General features: G+C 70.8%; 18 protein-coding genes. 6 read left to right on the top strand and 12 right to left on the bottom strand.

All coding sequences use genetic code 11. The annotated features are described in order from the left end of the window. Window positions 1-75 precede the first annotated feature (75 nt). Both xseA and ASG71_RS06850 read left to right on the top strand, forming a co-directional pair. Window positions 76-1,359, top strand: coding sequence for an exodeoxyribonuclease VII large subunit (gene xseA / locus ASG71_RS06855; RefSeq protein WP_056738606.1), 1,284 nt, complete (start codon window positions 76-78; stop codon window positions 1,357-1,359). 140 nt (window positions 1,360-1,499) lie between these two features. Continuing rightward, window positions 1,500-1,742: an exodeoxyribonuclease VII small subunit gene (locus ASG71_RS06850; protein WP_056737906.1), complete on the top strand. Its 243-nt coding sequence runs from the start codon at window positions 1,500-1,502 to the stop codon at window positions 1,740-1,742. 15 nt (window positions 1,743-1,757) lie between these two features. Here the strand turns inward: ASG71_RS06850 and ASG71_RS06845 are convergent, their stop codons facing one another. From ASG71_RS06845 to ASG71_RS06810, 8 genes are all read right to left on the bottom strand, one after another. Then, complete coding sequence (locus ASG71_RS06845; protein ID WP_056737905.1) at window positions 1,758-2,612, bottom strand: polyphosphate kinase 2 family protein; 855 nt, start codon at window positions 2,610-2,612, stop codon at window positions 1,758-1,760. A gap of 65 nt (window positions 2,613-2,677) precedes the next feature. Then, window positions 2,678-3,898, bottom strand: coding sequence for a pyridoxal phosphate-dependent aminotransferase (locus ASG71_RS06840; protein ID WP_056737904.1), 1,221 nt, complete (start codon window positions 3,896-3,898; stop codon window positions 2,678-2,680). 176 nt (window positions 3,899-4,074) lie between these two features. Further along, entirely contained in the window at window positions 4,075-5,037 is a 963-nt protein-coding gene (locus ASG71_RS06835) for an ABC transporter substrate-binding protein (RefSeq protein ID WP_056737903.1), read from the bottom strand. Continuing rightward, window positions 5,034-5,780 carry an ABC transporter permease gene (locus ASG71_RS06830; protein ID WP_056737902.1) on the bottom strand — a complete coding sequence of 249 codons (747 nt, stop codon included), beginning with the start codon at window positions 5,778-5,780 and terminating at the stop codon, window positions 5,034-5,036. The genes ASG71_RS06835 and ASG71_RS06830 overlap by 4 nt, the downstream gene beginning before the upstream one ends. Further along, window positions 5,777-6,478 (bottom strand): ABC transporter permease, encoded by a 702-nt coding sequence (locus tag ASG71_RS06825; protein WP_056737901.1) that lies wholly within the window; start codon window positions 6,476-6,478, stop codon window positions 5,777-5,779. Before ASG71_RS06825 ends, ASG71_RS06830 begins: the two co-directional genes overlap by 4 nt. Next, a complete protein-coding gene (locus ASG71_RS06820; RefSeq protein WP_056737900.1) occupies window positions 6,478-7,575 on the bottom strand; it encodes an ABC transporter ATP-binding protein in 1,098 nt (365 codons plus the stop codon). The genes ASG71_RS06825 and ASG71_RS06820 overlap by 1 nt, the downstream gene beginning before the upstream one ends. Before the next feature lie 216 nt (window positions 7,576-7,791). Further along, complete coding sequence (rsgA, locus tag ASG71_RS06815; RefSeq protein WP_235563948.1) at window positions 7,792-8,958, bottom strand: ribosome small subunit-dependent GTPase A; 1,167 nt, start codon at window positions 8,956-8,958, stop codon at window positions 7,792-7,794. A gap of 244 nt (window positions 8,959-9,202) precedes the next feature. Continuing rightward, window positions 9,203-9,655 carry an NUDIX hydrolase gene (locus tag ASG71_RS06810; RefSeq protein WP_056737899.1) on the bottom strand — a complete coding sequence of 151 codons (453 nt, stop codon included), beginning with the start codon at window positions 9,653-9,655 and terminating at the stop codon, window positions 9,203-9,205. Window positions 9,656-9,720: 65 nt separating this feature from the next. On the opposite strand from ASG71_RS06810, the gene ASG71_RS06805 reads away from it, so the two are divergent. Further along, window positions 9,721-10,776 (top strand): pirin family protein, encoded by a 1,056-nt coding sequence (locus ASG71_RS06805; RefSeq protein WP_056737898.1) that lies wholly within the window; start codon window positions 9,721-9,723, stop codon window positions 10,774-10,776. 6 nt (window positions 10,777-10,782) lie between these two features. Here the strand turns inward: ASG71_RS06805 and ASG71_RS06800 are convergent, their stop codons facing one another. Continuing rightward, window positions 10,783-11,715, bottom strand: coding sequence for an N-acetylglucosamine kinase (locus ASG71_RS06800; RefSeq protein WP_056737897.1), 933 nt, complete (start codon window positions 11,713-11,715; stop codon window positions 10,783-10,785). A gap of 36 nt (window positions 11,716-11,751) precedes the next feature. Here ASG71_RS06800 and ASG71_RS06795 point away from each other — a divergent pair, with 36 nt between their 5' ends. Further along, window positions 11,752-12,798, top strand: a complete 1,047-nt coding sequence (locus tag ASG71_RS06795) for a nitronate monooxygenase (RefSeq protein WP_056737896.1) — start codon at window positions 11,752-11,754, stop codon at window positions 12,796-12,798. Window positions 12,799-12,834: 36 nt separating this feature from the next. Here the strand turns inward: ASG71_RS06795 and ASG71_RS06790 are convergent, their stop codons facing one another. Beyond that, window positions 12,835-13,818, bottom strand: coding sequence for a LysR family transcriptional regulator (locus ASG71_RS06790; protein ID WP_056737895.1), 984 nt, complete (start codon window positions 13,816-13,818; stop codon window positions 12,835-12,837). A gap of 92 nt (window positions 13,819-13,910) precedes the next feature. On the opposite strand from ASG71_RS06790, the gene ASG71_RS06785 reads away from it, so the two are divergent. Next, complete coding sequence (locus tag ASG71_RS06785; RefSeq protein WP_056738601.1) at window positions 13,911-15,209, top strand: MFS transporter; 1,299 nt, start codon at window positions 13,911-13,913, stop codon at window positions 15,207-15,209. Here the strand turns inward: ASG71_RS06785 and ASG71_RS06780 are convergent. Next, window positions 15,206-16,369, bottom strand: a complete 1,164-nt coding sequence (locus ASG71_RS06780) for a trans-sulfuration enzyme family protein (protein WP_235563947.1) — start codon at window positions 16,367-16,369, stop codon at window positions 15,206-15,208. The two genes, ASG71_RS06785 and ASG71_RS06780, sit on opposite strands and share 4 nt — an antisense overlap. 132 nt (window positions 16,370-16,501) lie before the next feature. Between ASG71_RS06780 and ASG71_RS06775 the strand changes: the two genes are divergently transcribed. Further along, window positions 16,502-17,008, top strand: coding sequence for an Lrp/AsnC family transcriptional regulator (locus tag ASG71_RS06775; RefSeq protein WP_056737893.1), 507 nt, complete (start codon window positions 16,502-16,504; stop codon window positions 17,006-17,008). Window positions 17,009-17,030: 22 nt separating this feature from the next. On the opposite strand, the gene ASG71_RS06770 is transcribed toward ASG71_RS06775, so the two are convergent. Next, window positions 17,031-18,281, bottom strand: coding sequence for an MFS transporter (locus tag ASG71_RS06770; protein ID WP_056737892.1), 1,251 nt, complete (start codon window positions 18,279-18,281; stop codon window positions 17,031-17,033). Window positions 18,282-18,421 lie beyond the last annotated feature (140 nt).

The raw sequence follows: 18,421 nt of genomic DNA, 5'->3' as shown, positions 1-18,421 counted from the left end.
GAGTTGAAGCAGCTCCCTGACCCACCAAAGGACCACTCCCCATGCACCAGGCACTTCCCGCCGGCGGTGGCCGGCATGTCTGAGAACACCGCCGCCAGTACGCTGCCGCCCACCGCCGCCGACACCAGCCCGGACAACCCCTGGCCGCTGCAGCTGCTCTCCCAGAAGCTCAAGATGCACATCGACCGGGCGCCCTCCGCCTGGGTCGAGGGTCAGGTCATCGAGCTCAACCGGCGCGGCACGAACGCCTACCTCACGCTGCGCGACATCGACGCGGAGATCTCGCTGCCCGCCTCGGTGTGGACGAACGTCCTGGACCGCCAGGCCCTGCCGCTGGAGCGCGGCTCCCGGGTGGTGGCCCTGCTCAAGGCCGAGTTCTGGCTGAAGACGGGTCGGCTGAACATGTCCGTGAAGGACATCCGCCCGGTGGGGCTCGGCGACCTGCTGGCCCGGATCGAGCGTCTGCGCCAGGCGCTGGCCGCGGAGGGATTGTTCGCCGACTCGCGTAAGAAGCGCCTGCCGCTGCTCCCGCACCGGATCGGCCTGATCACGGGCCGCGACTCCGACGCCAAGAAGGACGTCCTCCGCAACGCAGCGCTGCGCTGGCCCGCCGTCGAGTTCGAGATCCGCGAAGTGGCCGTCCAGGGCAACACCGCGGTCGCCCAGGTCATCGGCGCGCTGCGCGAGCTCGACGCCCACCCGGTCGTGGACGTCATTGTGATTGCCCGCGGCGGCGGCGCCCTGGAGGACCTGCTGCCGTTCAGCAGCGAGGAACTGATCCGCGAGGTCGCCGGCGCGTCCACCCCGGTCGTCAGCGCCATCGGCCACGAGGCGGACCGGCCGATCCTCGACGACGTCGCGGACCTGCGGGCCTCGACGCCCACCGACGCGGCCAAGCGGATTGTGCCCGACGTCGCGGAGGAACTCACCCGCGTCCGGCAGGCCCGCGACCAGCTGCGGCGTGGGGTGGGCCGACTGGTCGAACGCGAAGCCGACCGGCTCGCCTCGCTGCGCTCCCGCCCGGTGCTCGCCGCCCCGGAGGGCATGGTCACGGCCCGGCACGACGACGTCGAACGGCTCAAGGGCCGCTCGTTCGCCGCCGTCAACACCGCGGTGGTGCGGGCGGCGGACCAGCTGGTGCACCTCAAAGCCCAGGTACGTGCCCTCTCGCCGCAGAAAACGCTGGACCGGGGCTACGCAGTCGTCCAGCTCGACGACGGCAACGCCGCCCCGGGCGCCCGGCACACCGTGGTGTACCACCCGGACCAGGCCCCGGCGGGCACGGCCCTGGCCGTCCGCGTCGCCGGCGGCAGGTTTACGGCCCGGTCCACGTCCGGGCGGCAGTCCGCCGGGGACTGACCCCGGCTGCCTGTCACAGCAGCAGCACCGTTCTCCAGCACCGCCCCATCCAGCAGTACTGTCCCAACCAGCATTCCCGGCCCGCAGCGGCGGCCGGGCCGGGCCCGACGTGGTTCCGGTTCCAGACAAGGAGCACCAGCATGGCAGCAGAAAACGCGTCGGCCCCCGCACCGGACACCGACATCGACAAGCTCAATTACGAGGAAGCCCGCGAACAGCTCGTGGCCGTGGTGGGCCGGCTTGAGGCCGGCGGCGCCAGCCTCGAAGAGTCACTCGCCCTGTGGGAACGCGGAGAGGCCCTGGCCGCCCGCTGCGAAGAGTGGCTCGAAGGCGCGCGCAAGCGGCTTGCCGCGGCGCGGGACAAGGGCGTCCAGGAGGGCTGAGCCGCCCGCCGCCGGCTAGGAGCGCTTCACCAGTTCGCGTTCGAGGTCGACGTCGAGCTCCGGTTGGGGCCACTGCAGCGACAACCCCTCCAGCGCGTCCAGCAGCAACTGCTGGACGGCGATCCGCGCGTACCACTTCTTGTTCGCGGGGACCACGTGCCACGGCGCGTGCTCGGAGCTGGTCCGCTCAAAGGCGGCCTGGTAGGCGTCCATGTAGTCGTCCCAGAACGCACGTTCCTTGAGGTCGTTGCTGCTGTATTTCCATCGCTTCTCGGGGTCCTCCAGCCGGGCGAGGAGCCGCTCCTGCTGCTCGTCGCGGCTGATGTGGAGCATGACCTTGACGATCTTGGTGCCGGCGGCGGACTGCCGGGCCTCGAATTCGTTGATGGACCGGTACCGGCGGTCCAGCTCCTCGGTGTCCGCCCAGCGGTGCACCCGGTGGATCAACACGTCCTCGTAGTGGGAGCGGTCGAACACGCCCACCATTCCGGCGGCCGGCACTTCTTTTTCGATCCGCCAGAGGAAGTCGTAGGACTGTTCCTCCGGGGTGGGGGCCTTGAACGATTTAAGCTGGACGCCCTGGGGGTTCATCTGCCCCATGACGTGGTTGACAATCCCGCCCTTGCCCGCGGTGTCCATCGCCTGCAGGACCAGCAGGACGCGCTTCCTGCCGCCGGTCCGCGATTCGGCGAAGAGCTGCTCCTGCAGCTGCGTGATCCTGCCGTCGAGCTCGGCCAGCAGCCGCTCGCCGGCGGCCTTGTCACCGCCGTACCCGGGGGTCGAGCCCGGGTCGAGGTCGCCGAGCTTGAACTTCTTCCCCGCCTTCAGCGTCTCGGAGGGGTGTTCGTCGAAGTTCACGACTTCTTCCATCAAAGCCTCTTTCCGGTTCAGGCAGCCGGCCGGACGTTCGTCCGGCCGCGCTGCTGTCCCGAATCCTAGTTGCCCTGGTACCGGCTCAGGAAGTCTCCCATGCGGTTGATGGCTTCCTCGAGGTCCTTGACGTTCGGCAGGGTCACCATGCGGAAGTGGTCCGGCCGGACCCAGTTGAAGGCCCGTCCGTGGGAGACCAGGATCTTCTGCTGGCGCAGCAGGTCCAGGACGAACTTCTCGTCATCGCGGATGTGGTAAACCTCCGGATCGAGGCGCGGGAACAGGTACATCGCCCCGCGGGCCTGCTGCGTGCTGACGCCGGGTATGGCGTTGAGCATGTCGTAGGCCTTGTTCCGCTGCTCCAGCAGCCGTCCGCCCGGCAGGATCAGGTCGTTGATGCTCTGGTAACCGCCCAGGGCGGTCTGGATGGCGTGCTGCGCCGGCACGTTGGCGCACAGGCGCATGTTGGCCAGCAGGTTGATGCCCTCGAGGTAGTCGGCCGCGTCCTTCTTGGGACCGGAGATGGCCATCCAGCCTGCCCGGTAGCCGCAGACCCGGTAGGCCTTGGAGAGGCCGCTGAAAGTCAGGCAGAGCACGTCGTCGCCGGTGAGCGCGGCCATGTTCACGTGCACGGCATCCTCGTAGAGGATCTTCTCGTAGATCTCGTCGGCGAACAGCACCAGCCCGTGCTTCTCGGCCAGCGCCACGATCTTCCGCAGGGTTTCCTCCGGGTAGACCGCACCGGTGGGGTTGTTCGGGTTGATCACCACAATGCCCTTGGTGCGCGGGGTGATCTTGGACTCGAGGTCCTCCAGGTCGGGCTGCCAGCCGGACTCCTCGTCGCAGAGGTAGTGCACGGGCTTGCCCCCGGCGAGGGCCACGGAGGCCGTCCAGAGCGGGTAGTCCGGGGTGGGGATGAGGACCTCGTCGCCGTCGTCGAGGAGGGCCATCAGGGACATCGTGATGAGTTCGCTGACGCCGTTGCCGAGGTAGATGTCGTCCACGTGGATGTTCTGGATCCCGCGGGTCTGGTAGTACTGCGAGACGGCCGTGCGGGCGGAGAAAATGCCGCGGGAGTCGCTATAGCCCTGGGCGTGCGGCAGGTGGCGGATCATGTCCACGAGGATCGCGTCGGGGGCCTCGAAGCCGAAGGGGGCCGGGTTGCCGATGTTCAGCTTGAGGATGCGGTGTCCCTCTGCCTCCATCTGCTGGGCGGCTTGCAGGATCGGTCCACGGATGTCGTAGAGGACATTATGAAGCTTGGTGGACTGCTTGAAATCTGCCATTTATCAAATATGCCATATGGCGGATGTACTTCCCCTGAGACTTGCCTCACAGCGGGACGCGGCCTTCCGGCACCGGGCAGGGCCGACGACGGCGGCTGCCGGACGCAACGACGGCGGCTGCCGGACCCGGGCGCACCCGGGTCCGGCGGCCGCCGTCGAACTGTGAGGAACCGTGCCTACTTGACCAGGCCCTTGTCCTTGAGCCAGGCCGCCGCGGCGTCCTTCGGGTTCTGCTTTTCACTGCCGCCGACCGCGCGGTTGAGGTTGATCAGGTCCTCGGTGGTCAGCTGCTTGGAGACGGCGTTCAGCGCCTCCTTGGCCTTGTCGGTCATCTTGGCCTTGTTGTACAGCGGCAGGACCTGCTGGGCGATGAAGTTGTTCTTCGGGTCCTCCAGCACCACCAGGTCGTTGTCAGCGATGGCCGGGGTGGTGGTGTAGATGTCGGCCACCTGCACCTGGTCCGAGAGCAGGGCCTTGACCGTCACCGGGCCGCCGCCGTCGCTGAAGGGCTCCAGCTTCTTGGGCACGCAGTTGTAGTTCTTCTTCAGGCCCGGCAGGCCGTAGGCGCGTTCGGCGAAGGTGGCGGGGGCGCCGACGACGATCTCGCTGCAGACCTTGGCCAGGTCCTCGATGGACTTCAGCTGGTACTTCTCCGCGGTGGCCTTGGTGACCACCATGGCGTCCTTGTCCTCGGCCTTGGCCGCGTCCAGCACGGCCAGGCCCTCGGGCAGCTTGCCCGGCAGGGCCTTGGCGATGTCTTCGGCGGAGATCTCGGTCGCGTCCTTATTGACGTGCAGCAGCAGGTTGCCGCTGTAGTCCGGGATGACGTCCACGGAGCCGTCCTGCACGGCCTTGAAGTAGACCTCGCGGGAGCCGATGTTCGGCTTGGTGCTGGCCTTCACGCCGGCCGCGTTGAGCGCCCCGGCGTAGAGTTCGGCGATGATCTGGCTCTCGGTAAAGTCGGCCGAGCCGATGACGAGGGCGCCGCCGGCCGCGGCGGAGGAGCCGCCGCTGGCGGGTGCCGAGGACAGCGGGTCGGACGAGCCCCCGCAGGCGGACAGGGCCAGGGCCACGCCGACGCCGGCGGCCAGGCCGCCAAATGCGCGCCTGCCCAGTGCTCGATGACGGATTTCCTTCATGACGTACCTCCTTGGACGACAGTCTCCGCGGTCGCGGGGTCTGTGAGCTCAACCGCCGCCTGCCGGCTGCGGTTTGGTTTACGGGCGGCCCCGCGGGAGAGGAAGAGCCGCTGGATCAGGACGAGGAGCAGGTCGACGGCGATGGCCAGCCCGGCGATCAGCAGCGAACCGCCCAGCATCTGCGGGAAGTCCGAGAGCACCAGCCCGTCGAAGAGATAGCGGCCCAGGCCGCCGAGGTTGATGTAGGCCACGACCGACACCGTGGCGATCACCTGCAGCACACCGGTGCGGAACCCGCCGAACATCACCGGCAGGGCGTTGGGGAACTCGGCGCGGAACAACACCTGCAGTTCCGTCATGCCCATGGCGCGGGCGGCGTCGACGACGGTCCGGTCGACGCTGGAGATGCCCGCGTACGTGCCCGCCAGCAGCGGCGGCACGGTCAGGATCACGAGGGCCCAGACCGGCGGCATCAGCCCGATCCCGGCCAGCAGCACGAACAGGGTCAGCAGGCCCAGGGTCGGCAGCGCCCGCAGCGCGCCGGCGAGGGCGACCACCGCGACCCGGCCCCGGCCGGTGTGGCCGACGTAGAGCCCCACCGGGACCGCGATGGCCGCCGCGATCAGCATGACCAGGCCGGTGTACTGCAGGTGCTCGGCGAGGCGGACCGGGACGCCGGTGCTGCCGGTCCAGTTCCCGGCGTCGGCGAGCCAGGCGAAAGTGTCGGAAAAAACGTTGCTCATGCGGAGGCTCCTGCCGGGGTGGCGGACGGGCTGCGGTCCGCCGGCGCGGTACCGGATTTCCCGCGGCCGGGCCGGGTCCAGGGAGTCAGGAGCCGTTCCAGCAGGACCAGGACGGCGTCCATCAGCAGGGCCAGCACCAGGATCGCGACGATGCCCACCACCACTTCGGTGACGAAGTCGCGCTGCAGCCCGGACGTGAACAGCATGCCAAGATTTCCGATGCCCAGCAGGGCGGCGACGCTGACCAGGGAGATGTTGCTGACCGAGACCACGCGCAGGCCGGCGAACAGCACCGGCAGGGACAGCGGAAGGTCGATCTGCAGGAACCGGGCCAGCGGTTTGTAGCCCATGGCGATGGCGGCCTGCTGCAGGTCCTCATCGACGGAGTCGAAGGCGTCCAGGGCGGCGCGGACCAGGAGCGCAACGGCGTAGATCGTCAGGGCGGTCACGACGTTGGCCGGGTCCAGGATCCGGGTCCCCAGGATGGTGGGCAGGATGATGAACAGCGCCAGCGACGGAATGGTGTACAGCAGTGAGGACGCGGTCAGGATGACCGTGCGCAGGGTCCGGTTCCGCCGGGCGAGCTGGGCCAGCGGAATGGAGACGAGCAGGCCAAGGACCATCGGCAGGACCGCCAGGACCAGGTGCTGGCCGGCGAGGCTGAAGACCTGCCCGCTGTTGGCCAGGAACCATTCCATCAGCCCACGCCCTGCCGGAGCCGGCGGTCCGCCTCGATGACGGCGAGCACTTCCTCGGCTGTGATCACTCCCGCCACGCGGCCGTCGGGGTCGACGGCTACGCCGAGCCCGGATGGGGAGGACAGTGCCGCGTCGAGGGCGCGGCGGAGGGTCTCCCCCTTGCGGAACAGGGACCCGCCGGGGACGATCGCGGCGCCGGCGCCCGGGGCGCTCCAGCCCAGCGGGCGGCCCCCGTCGTCGACGACGAGCTGCCACCGGTCGGCCGCGGCGCGGTCCGGGCCGTCGAGCTCGCCGGTGCGGACGGTGTCCACCGGGTGGATCGTGACGCCGTCGGACGGGCTGAATGCGAGGTGCCGGAAGCCCCGGTCCCGGCCGACGAAGGAGGCGACGAAGTCGTTCGCGGGGGCCCGCAGGATTTCCTCGGGCGTCGCGTACTGCGCCAGTTTCCCGCCCCCGGCGAACACGGCCACCTTGTCCCCCAGCACCGTGGCCTCGTCAATGTCGTGGGTGACGAACACAATGGTTTTGGCCAGGTCCCGCTGCAGGCGCAGCAGTTCCTTCTGCAGTTCGTCCCGTACCACCGGATCCACGGCGCTGAAGGGCTCGTCCATTAGCAGCACCGGCGGGTCTGCGGCCAGCGCCCGGGCCACGCCGACGCGCTGCTGCTGGCCCCCGGAAAGCTGGGAGGGGTAGCGCCGGCCCAGGTCGGGGTCGAGGCCGACGACGTCCAGCAGTTCGCGGGACCGCTGGCGTGCGGCGGCCCGGGACACCCCGTTCAGGCGCGGGACGGTGGCGACGTTGTCCAGCACGGACCGGTGGGGCATCAGCCCGGACGACTGCATGACGTAGCCCATGGACCGGCGCAGCTGTGCCGCCGGCACGGAGGTGACGTCCCGCCCGTCGACGGTGAGGGTGCCCGAGGTCGGCTCGACCATGCGGTTGATCATCCGCAGCGAGGTGGTCTTGCCACAGCCGGACGGACCGACGAAGACCGTGATTTTTCCCTTGTCGATGGACATGGTGAGGTCATCGACCGCGGGCTGGCCGCCCTGGTATGTCTTGGTAACGCTCTGGAACTCGATCATGGCTTCTGCCATTCCGGGCTTACCTAACTGTTGGCGGCAACACAGGACGGTCCAGCCAACTGATCATATGCATGCTGATTTTTGGCTGTAAAGCGGGTAGGACCCAGCGTAGCTGCCACCGCCGGCAATGCCGGCACCGGCCCCGGGGTTCCCCGGGACCGGTGCCTCCGGCGGCCGCGCTACGACTGGCATTCGGTGCCGCGCCGGATGCGGATGCGCGGCGCGGAGCTAGGGCTCCCCGGCGGCGCCCCGTCCCCGGGTCTTTGTTTTCCCCGGGCCGTTCTTCGAGCCCCTGCCGGGCTGCTCGTGGCTGTACCGCTCGGCGGCCCGCTGGCTCCGGCTGGCCACCACCATTTTCTGGTGCCACTCGCGCTGGTACGCCCGCCGGGCCGCGGCATCATGCCGCCGCGCCAGGGCCGCCAGCTCGCGCTGCATCTTGAGGTAGCTCGCCCAGCGGCGCTCGTCGAGGACACCGTCCGCGAGCGCGGCCTGCACGGCGCAGCCGGGTTCCCTGCCGTGTGCACAGTCGGCGAACCGGCACTGGGCGAAGAGCTCGTCCAGATCGCCGAAGACCTCGTCCAGACCGTCCTCGGCGTCGAACAAGCCGAAGCCGCGTACCCCGGGCGTGTCCATCAGGACGGAACCGCCGGGCAACGGAACGAGTTCCCGGGAGGTCGTGGTGTGCCGGCCCTTCCCGTCACCGGCCCGCACAGCACCTGTCTCCTGCGCCTCGAACCCGACGAGGGCGTTGATCAGGGTGGACTTTCCGGCGCCCGAGGGGCCCAGCAATACGATGGTCCCGCCCGGCGGCAGGTGGGCCAGCAACTCGTCGAGGCCGTCCCCCTGCTCGGCAGAGGTGGTGACCACGTCGACGCCCGCGGCCTGCAGCATGACCTGCCCGACGACGTCGTCCGCCACGTCGGAGAGGTCCGCTTTGGTGATGACCACCAGCGGGGTGGCCCCGGAATCCCAGGCGGCGACGAGGGTCCGTTCGAGCCTGTTGTGCGTCAGCGGGCGGTCCACCGGCACGACCACCCCGACGATGTCCATGTTGGCGCCGAGAACCTGCGCCTCGGAGGATGCCTCGAAGGCGCGCTTGCGGCTCAATTCGGAGCGGCGCGGCAGCACCCCCACGATGGCCGGTTCGCCGGCGGCATTGCTGCCGAGCCAGACCCAGTCGCCGGTAGCGGGGACCGGGCCAGAACGGGGGTAGGGCAGATGGGATTGGCCGCCGTGGTCCGCGACGAGGACGAGGTTGCGGTCTACCCGTACGACGCGGCCGGCGGACGTGCCGCCGGGTACGGGGTTGGCGGTGTAAAGCTCCGCGACGGCCTCGGTGAAACCGTAACGGGCCGGCCCTGCGAGGCCAGAGTGGTGACTGAACTGAATTTTCAATGGAAGCCCTTTGATGGGCCCCGGAGGAGTATCGCCCGCTGCGGTCGATGTGGACCGGTTGAGCTGATGGCTAGGAGATGCGGACGGCCGGGGCAGGAGTAATGACGTGGCTGGGTGTGCGCTGCGCGCGCAGTTCCGTTGCATTCATTGCTTCCACCTCCCCGGTCGGCTGGCTCATTCGCAGCCTCTTCGGCCGCGGTTTCCCCAGCGTAGCCGGACCCGGGGGCGGCTGGCTAGGAATTTTTCAGGCGAGTTTTCCGTCCCGCGGCCGCTCGCGGTACAGCCGCAGGGCGGCGTCCACCAGCGAGACCCGGTTCAGGGCCGGCACCTCGGCCAGCGGGATCCAGGCGGCATGGGTAGTGCTGCCCCCGACCTCGTGCCGCAACTCGCCGCCGCTGATGCTCGCCTCGTACACCAGCCGCAGGGACTGGAAGTCCCGCCGGCCGCCGTCGAGCCTGCTCTCGGCGGGCCAGTACCCGACGTCGATCCCGAGCATGGCGCCGATCTGCGCGTGGTAGCCGGTCTCCTCGAAGATCTCCCGGCGGCAGCCGTCCACCGGGTGTTCGGCCAGGTCCAGTCCGCCGCCGGGCAGCGTCCAGCCCTCGCGGCCGCCCTGCTTCCAGTAGGCCAGCAGGAGGGAATCCTCCCGGATGACCACGCCGTAGGCGGCGGGACGGGTGTCGAATGCCAGAGTCATTGATCCAGCGTAACGGCGCCGGACCGGCCCTGCCGCCTGGCGCCTCCGGGCCCTAGAGTTTGAGGGTGACCAATCTTGAACTCCGCCCGCCTGAAGAAGTCTGCCCCGCCGCCCACAGCGTCGAGGGTTCCGCGAGCGGACCGTGCCTGCAGCTGTGGCCCGCACGGGAGGTGCCGTTGGGCGGGGTCCGCGCGATGAACGTCTCACGGACCCTGCCCCAGCGCGGATTGCCCACGGTGGGCGCGTGGTGCTTCCTGGACAGCTTCGGCCCCGACCGGGTCGCAATGTCCGTGCTGCCGCATCCGCACACGGGGCTGCAGACGGTCACCTGGCCGCTGGCCGGAACCATCCGGCACCGCGACAGCGTCGGCAGCGACGTGCTGGTCCGGCCTGGGGAACTGAACATCATGACCGCAGGCCGCGGCGTGTCGCACTCGGAATTCGCTATCCTCCCCGGGCAGCGGGAGGTCCCCGGCAACGGGACGCCTGTCGGGCCGCCGCCGGAGGTCCCGGTCCAGCGCGGGCTGCAGCTGTGGGTGGCGCTGCCGGATTCCGAACGGCACCGCCCGCCGGCGTTCGAACAGCACCGCGAGCTGCCGGTGGTCCGCGGGGCGGGGTTCACCGCCACCGTGATGGTCGGTTCCCTTGCGGGAGCCGCGTCGCCGGCCACGGTCTACTCCCCAATCGTCGGGGCGGACATCAGCGCTGCCGGCCCGGTCAGTCTGCCGTTGGAGCCGGAGTTCGAGCACGCCGTGCTGGTGCTCGACGGCGTCCTGCGGCTGGACGGGCAGGAGCTCGGGCCCGGGCCGCTGGGCTACCTTGGCTCCGGGCGCCGCAGCCTGGAGCTCGAAGCCGCCCCGGAGACCCGCTTTGTGCTGCTGGGCGGGCAACCGTTCGAAGAGGAACTGCTGATGTGGTGGAACTTCGTGGGCCGCAGCCACGAGGAGGTGGCGCAGGCGCGGTTGGATTGGGAGGCCCAGACCGGCCTGACCGAGGCGGAGGCTTCCGGTGCGCGGTTCGGGCTGGTGCGCGGGCACGGCCCCGACGCCGGCGCGGAGGCCGGCCGGATCCCCGCTCCCCCGTTGCCCGGGGTGCCGCTGCGGCCGCGGCGCCGCCGCTGACTCGCCCTAGCCCTGTTCGGCGACGAGCTGGAGCACCCCGAACACCGGTTCCTGCTGCAGAACCCGCACATCGGTGATCCCGGCCGCGGCCAGCGCGGCCCGGAAGGCGTCCTGCAACCGCACCACGTTCATGCCCAGGCCGCTGCCCAGGATGACCGGTCCGTCGATGCCCAGTTGCCGCACAGCCTGTTCGGCGAGGGCGGCCAGGTCACGGCCGGCCTGGTCGATCAGCGCCTGGCTCGGGGCATGGCCGGCGTCGGCGGCTTCCACCACCAGCCGTGCGCGCTGGGCCCAGAAGCGGCGGCCGGTTTCAGGCGAGTGGAACAGGGCGATCAGCTTGTTCGGGTGGTCGACGCCGCAGGAGGCCAGCAGCGCCCGGGTGAGTTCATCCGGCTCCAGCCCCTGGTTCATTCGGCGCAGGCTATGGCGGACGGCCTCGCGGCCGAGCCAGTAGCCGCTGCCTTCGTCGCCGAGGAGGTAACCCCAGCCGCCGGCGCGGGCCTCGGCGCCGGCGCTGTTGCGCCCCCACGCGGCCGAGCCGGTCCCGGCGATCACGGCCACGCCCGTGCTGGCGCCCCCGGCCGCCAGCAGCAAGCGGGAATCGTGCACCACGGTGACCTTGGCGCCGGGTACGTGCGGGGCGATCAGCGCGGCGAGCGCCGCGGCGTCGTCGTCGGTGTCGATGCCGCCGGCGCCGGCGTAGACCTGGGCGATGTCGCCGCCGCCGATCCGTGCGAACAGCTCCGCGAGGTTGCGGGCAGCCACCTCGGGGGTCACGTTCTGCACGTTGGCGCTCCCCACGGATTCGTCCGCCACGGGGGCGCCGGATTCGAACCGGACCCCGCGCGTCTTGGTGCCGCCGATATCGAGGCCGATCACGGCGCCGGCACCGGTGGAGGGGGCGGGATCCGCAGGGGCCGGGATGTCAGAATGAGTCACCGGAACAGCCTACTGAATCACTGACAGGAGCGAGCAATGCCGCAGGACATCTTCGGTACCCCGGTCGTCGCCGCGCCGATGGCGGGCGGCACGTCGACCCCCGGCTTCGTTGCCGCCGTCCACGCGGCCGGGGGCCTAGGCTTCCTGGCCGCCGGCTACAAGGACGCCGCGGCCATGCAGGCGGACATTCGGACCGCACGGGACGCCGGCGCACGGTTCGGGATGAACGTCTTCGTACCGGACCCCGCGCAGCTGGCCCCGTCAGCCGCCGGCCGCGCCGAACTCGAGGAGTACCGCCGGCGGCTCCGCCCCGACGCCCTGCGCTACGGCGTGGATCTTCCGCCGCTGCGCTTTGACGACGATGACGCCTGGACGGACAAGATCGACGCGCTCCTGGCCGACCCGGTGGAACTGGTCAGTTTCACGTTCGGGCTCCCGGGCCGGGAGACGGTCAGGGCGCTGCAGCGGGCCGGGTCCGCGGTCCTGGCCACGGTCACGACCGCGGCAGAGGCGGAGCGCGCCGCCGACCAGGGCGTGGACGCCCTGGTGGTCCAGCACGCTTCCGCCGGCGGCCACAGCGCCGCGTTCCTGCCGGAGCCCGCCGGGCCGGGACGCGGCGCGGCCGCCGGAGGCCAGGGGTCGACGGCGGACCTCGTCGCGGCGGTGCGGGCCGCCGTCGCGCTCCCCCTGGTTGGAGCCGGGGGCATCATGGACGCCGCCGGCGTGCGGTCGGTCAGGGCCGCGGGAGCCGTGGCGGCCCAGCTGGGCACCGCGTTTCTGCGCACGGAGGAAAGCGGCGCCCGCACGCTGCACAAGGACGCCCTGGCCAGCCCGCACTTCACGGAGACGGCGTTGACGCGGGCCTTCACCGGCCGGCAGGCCCGGGCGCTGGTCAATGAGTTTGTCCGGGACCATCGGGACGCTCCGGAGGGTTACCCCGCCGTGCACCACCTGACCGCCCCGCTGCGTGCCGCCGCTGCCGCCGCCGGGGATGCCGAGCGGCTGAACCTGTGGGCCGGGACCGGGTGGCAGCAGGCCCGGGCCGGTTCCGTCGCGGAGATCCTGGCCGGGCTGCTGGACTGACTTCTGCCACTCCCCGCCCGGCCCAGTCGGGCCCTCTCAGGCCCCGGAGCGCCCGCGGACGAAGCCTGCCAGCAGCGCCGGACCCTCGCTGAGCACCAGCTCGCGGAACAGCCGGACCGGGTCCGGTTCTGCGTCGGCTCCGCCGCGCCGTTCCCGCCAGGCCAGGCCGATCTCGCGGTAGGCAAGGTCCGAGGCCAGCGCGAGTTCGACGCAGCCGAGGCCGGCGGACTGCTCGGGGGTGTGGCGCCCGGTGATCGTCCCGCTGGGCGGAAGGATGCTCACGCCCAGCCCGGCCGAGACCAGTCCCCGGGCGGTGTGCGAGTCCTGGCTCTCGAAGGCGATGCGGGGCCGGAATCCCGCTTCCCGGAACAGCGCGTCGGTCAGCGAGCGCATGCCGTAGCCGGGCCCCATGGCGACGAAGGGCTCCTGCCGGATTTCCGCGAGCCGCACCGTCCGGCGGCCGGCCAGGGGGTGGGCATGGTGCACGACGAGCCGGAGCGGTTCCCGGTACAGCGCGGCCGAGGAGATCAACCGGCTGGGCGTTGCGACGGGGGCGGTGAGGGCCAGGTCCGCGTCCCCGGCTGCCAGTTCGGCCAGGCAGCCGTCCCGTGCGCCCTGGCTGAGGACGAAGGCCGGCTGGGGGTGGCGGCTGCGGAAGGCACTGATCAGCAGCGGCAGCATGGCCTCGCCGAAGGTGTGCTGGAAGGACACCGCGATGCGCCCGCGGACTACCTCGGCTTCGTGCCGGACCAGGTCCAGGCCGGCCTGGAAATCGCCCAGCGCGGTTTCGATGTGCGGCAGCAGCGCCAGGGCCGCCGGGGTCAGCCGGATTCCCCTGCCGTCGCGGAGCAGCAGGTCCGTGCCGATGATGCTGCTGGCCCGCGCGATGGCGCGGCTGACCGTGGACTGCGGCACCCCCAGCGCCTCCGCCGTCGCGGTGACGTGCCGGGCCCGGCCCAGCTCCGCCAGCAGGGGCAGCAGCGGTAGCAGCTGGCTGAGCTGTTTCTGTTCGATCTCCACCGGCCGATCCGCTCTCTTGATCCTATTTTGCTATCAATCTTAGGGAAATGATGCATTGGATGCATAGCACCGAGCGCATCTATCCTGAGGCCATGCCCCGTACACCGCTCCCTCGGACGCCCCGGCCGCAGGCAACGCCGCTGCCGGGAGGCCCGTCTCCCGCCTGGCCGGGCCATCCGAAAGGCTCGGCGGCGTACCGCAGGATCCTTGCCGGCCTGGCCTTCGCCGGGGTCGCCACCTTCGCCCAGCTGTACTCCACCCAAGCCGTGCTGCCTCTGGTCGCGGCGGACCTGCAGGTGACCGCGGCCGAGGCGGCCCTCACCATCTCCCTGGCCACCGTCGGCCTCGCAGCGACGGTGCTGCCGTGGTCTTTCCTCGCCGACCGCATCGGGCGGGTCCGGGCCATGGCCTGGGGCATCTCCGCGGCCACAGTGCTGGGGCTGCTGGCTCCGCTCGCGCCCAGCTTCCCGGCACTCCTGGGCCTGCGGCTGCTCGAGGGCATGGCCCTGGGCGGCATCCCGGCCATCGCCATCGCCTACCTCAATGAGGAGGTCAACAAGGCCCACACCGCCCTCGCCGCCGGTACCTACGTCGCGGGCACGACCCTGGGCGGGCTGGCGGGACGGCTCGTGGCCGGGCCGGTCGGTGAACTCTGGGGCTGGCGCGCCGCCGCCCTGGCCGTGTCCGTCATGGCGACCGCGGCGGCGGTGCTCTTCCTGGTGCTGGTGCCGCCGGCGCGGAACTTCACCGCCGCGGCCGCCGCAGGCTTCCGCGGCGCCCTCGCCACCCTGGCCGGCCATACCCGGAACCCGCGGCTGCTGGCCATCTACGTCCAGGCGTTCCTGCTGATGGGCGGGTTCGTGGCGGTGTACAACTATCTGGGCTTCCGGCTGTCCGGCGAGCCCTTCGGACTGCCGGCGACACTGATCAGCCTGATCTTCCTGGCCTACCTCTCCGGCACCGTCTCCGCGCGCTGGGCGGCGGGGCTGACGCTGCGCTTTGGCCGGCGGAACGTGCTGGTGGCAGGCACCGCCCTGATGGTGGCCGGGCTGGCGTTGACCCTGACGCAGCTGCTGGTCCTGATCCTGGCCGGACTGCTGCTGTTTACCGGCGGTTTCTTCGCCGCGCACAGCATCGGCTCCGGCTGGACCGGGATGATCGCGACCAGCGGCCGTGCCCAGGCGGCCTCGCTGTACAACCTCGCCTACTACCTTGGTTCGAGCGTCATCGGCTGGGCCGGCGGCCTGCTGTTCCAGTCCCTGGGCTGGGCCGCCCTGGCGCTGGCCGTGATGGGCCTGGCGGTGACGACGGCGGCGGTCACCGCCGTCGTACACCCCGCAGGTGTTCCGGCCGCCGCGGCGGCCGCGGCGGCCGGCTCCAGGCCGCGCTAGCGGGTCGCCTCGAGGGCCTGGACGAGGTCCGCCACGATGTCCGCGGGATCCTCCAGCCCCACGGAGAGCCGCAGCAGGCCGGCGTGCGGTTTGGCCTCCGCGGCCACCGGACGGTGCGTGAGCCCGGCCGGATGCTGGATCAGGGTGTCGACTCCGCCCAGCGACACGGCGTGCGTGATCATGCTGACGGCCGAGGGCAGTCGTTCGGCGTGTTCGGCGCTGGCCAGCTCGAACGCGAGCAGCGAGCCCGGTCCCGCCATCTGCGCCCCGACCAGGCCCTGCGGGTCGCATTCGGGCAGGCCCGGGTAGTAGACCCGCCGGACCAGGCCGTGCCCGGCCAGCGCGGCGGCGACCTTGGCGGCGCCGGCCTGCTGCGCCCGCACGCGGACCGGCAGAGTCGCCAGTCCGCGGTGCAGCAGATAGGCCGGCCACGGGGTGAGGATGCCCCCGGTGATGGCGCGCAGCTGCCGTAGCCGGACGGCCCATTCGGCGGATACCGCGACGACTCCCCCCATGGCGTCGCCGTGGCCGCCGAAGAACTTCGTGGCGCTGTGCAGGACCATCGCGGCGCCCAGCCGGTAGGGCTGCTGAAGCACCGGGGTGGCGAAGGTGTTGTCCACCAGCAGCGGCACCCCGTCGGCCGCGGCCACGGCGGCGGCGATGTCGACGAGTTCCAGGCTGGGATTGGCCGGGGTCTCGAGGATGACCAGGCCCGTTTCCGGACGCAGCGCGGCGCGGATCCCTTCGGCCGTGGTGAACGTGACCTCGCTGCCAAGCACACCGGAGGCCAGCAGGTGATCGCTGCCGCCGTAGAGCGGGCGGACGGCCACCACATGGTTCTTCCCGCCGGCGACGGCGGCAAGGACGACGGCGCTCAACGCCGCCATGCCGGTGGAAAAGGCCACCGCTTCGGGGGTGCCCTCAAGCGCGGCAACCCCTTCTTCGAACCGGGCCACGGTGGGATTCCAGAGCCGCTGGTACACCGTGCTCTGGCCGTCCAGGTGCGGCCCGCCCGTGGCCATCTGCTCGTAGGCCAGGCCCCCGTCGTTGACCGACGGCAGCGGGGCGGTGGTGGACAGGTCAATCGGGACGGCATGGACGCCGAGTTCCGTCAGGCCGTTCCGGCCGGCGTGGACCGCCAGCGAGTCTTGAGAAAGCACCGTACTCCTTACGAATATTCACCATTGAATGCGGCAAGTATCTGGCAATAATTCGGAGTTTCACAGGGGGCCTGAATGGATGTGGCGGATAGGGGCGATTATGATGAACTCATCACACTTGTAGGAGGATCCGTGAGCAGCACCGCGAAGAATGTTCGACCCGCCCCCGGCGCCGGCGAACCCCTGGACGCCATCGACGAGCGGCTGCTCGCCGCGCTGGTGGCCGATGCCAGGATCTCAAACAAGCAGCTTGCTGAACTGGTGGGCATCGCGCCGTCGACGGCCCTGATGCGCACGCGGGCCCTGTCCGAGCGCGGCATCATCCAGGGCTTCGAGGCCAAGCTCAGCCTCGCCGCCGTGGGCCGCTCGGTCCAGGCCCTGATTGCGGTGCGGCTGCGCGCCCATGACCGCGAACAGATCGACCGGTTCACCGCCCGGGTTCCCAAGCTGCCGGCGGTACTGAGCACCTTCCACACCTCGGGTTCGGTGGATTACCTGCTGCACATTGCGGTGGCCACCACCGAGGACCTGCGCGACTGGGTGCTGGACAACCTGGCCACCGACCCGGTGGTGGGCCACACCGAAACGACCCTGGTGTTCGACCACATCCAGGGCAACCACGGGCCGCTGCCCGCGTAGCCGGCCGGCTGCCGCTCCGGGGTCAGCGAACCGTCGCGGCCGTCCGCAGCGCTCCCCGCAAGGTCACGGCCGCCAGGCCGAGGGCGAACACGGCGCAAAGGGCGACAAAGCCGGCCACGGCCGCCTGCAGCCCAAAGGCCCCGGCGGCAAGTCCCAGGCCGATGACCGGAAACGCGCTGCCCAGGTAGGTGATGACGTAGACCGTGCTGATGATCTGGGCATGGCGCGAGGCCTCCACCTTGGAGGCCACATCATTGAAGACGGTGCGGAACGCCACGCCCTGGCCCAGGCCCGCGGTGACGCTGGCGGCAACCAGCAGGACCGGGCTGCCCACCGCAGCCGCGGCGGCGATCAGCAGCACCGAGACCGCGAGCAGGGCCAGCCCGGCCGGGACCACGAAGCGTCCGCGGACGGCCAGCAGCTGGCTCAGCGCTGACGCCGCCAGCGTCAGCCCCGCGAGCAGGCCGATCAGCGGCCGCGAGTCGGCATGGACAATCTGGGCGAAATACCCCGGGGCCAGCGAGAGGCAGAAACCGAACACGGCGAAGCTGAGGAACCCCACGGCGGAGGCCAGCCAGAAGGCGCCGCGGGCCTCGCTCGACACGGACGGCCGCCGGGGCGCCAGCACCTTCAACGGCTGCGGTCCCGCGACCGAGCTGATGGCCGGACGAGCCTTCAGCAGGTACAGCGGCACCAGGAGCGCCAGCAGGACCACCGAGTGCAGGTAATAGGGCGTGGAGGTGGGGCCGGGCAACAGCGAGAGCACGCCGCCGATTGCCGGGCCGGCCGCGACACCGCCGGCGGACGCCAGCAACGTGAACCGGGACGCCCATTCCGGCCGGCTGGGCAGCAGTTCGCGCAGCGCGGCGGAACTCGCTCCGGTGGCCAGCGCGACGGCGGCCCCCTGCAGGGCCCGGCCCGCGGAGAGTGCCAGCAGGTTGTCAGCATTCGCGAACACGAATCCGCCGGCCAGTCCGACCAGGACGGCCAGCACCAGGGCGGCGCGGCGGCCAATGTGGTCGCTCCAGTGCCCGGCCAGGATCAGGGTCGCCACCAGCGCCAGGACGTAGGCGGAAAAGGCCACGGTGACATCCAGGGCGGTGATACCCAGCTTGGCCTGCAGCAGGGGGTACAGCGGGGTGGCCAGGTTGGCGCCGACCAGCAGCGTGAAGATCACGACGCCGGCCATCACCAGCCGCGCCGTGACGGAGGCGTCCCAGGCCCAGCGGTCAGCCGTGGTGGGGCGCATGCGGAGTTCGCTGAAGACGGTCATGGCGGTGTCCCTGCTGGGGTAAAGCGGGCCTCCCGGGTCCCTGGTGGGGAGGAGCCGGCCCGGTGGAGATGGGTAGCTCCAGAATGCGGCATTAATGACCGATAAAACCAAGATTCATGCCAATATTGAGCAAAAGCATC

Source organism: Arthrobacter sp. Soil763, assembly GCF_001428365.1.
In the GTDB taxonomy this organism is placed as follows: domain Bacteria; phylum Actinomycetota; class Actinomycetes; order Actinomycetales; family Micrococcaceae; genus Arthrobacter.
Note: the sequence above shows the minus strand (reverse complement) of the source record. Positions and strands in the feature narration are given on the sequence as shown.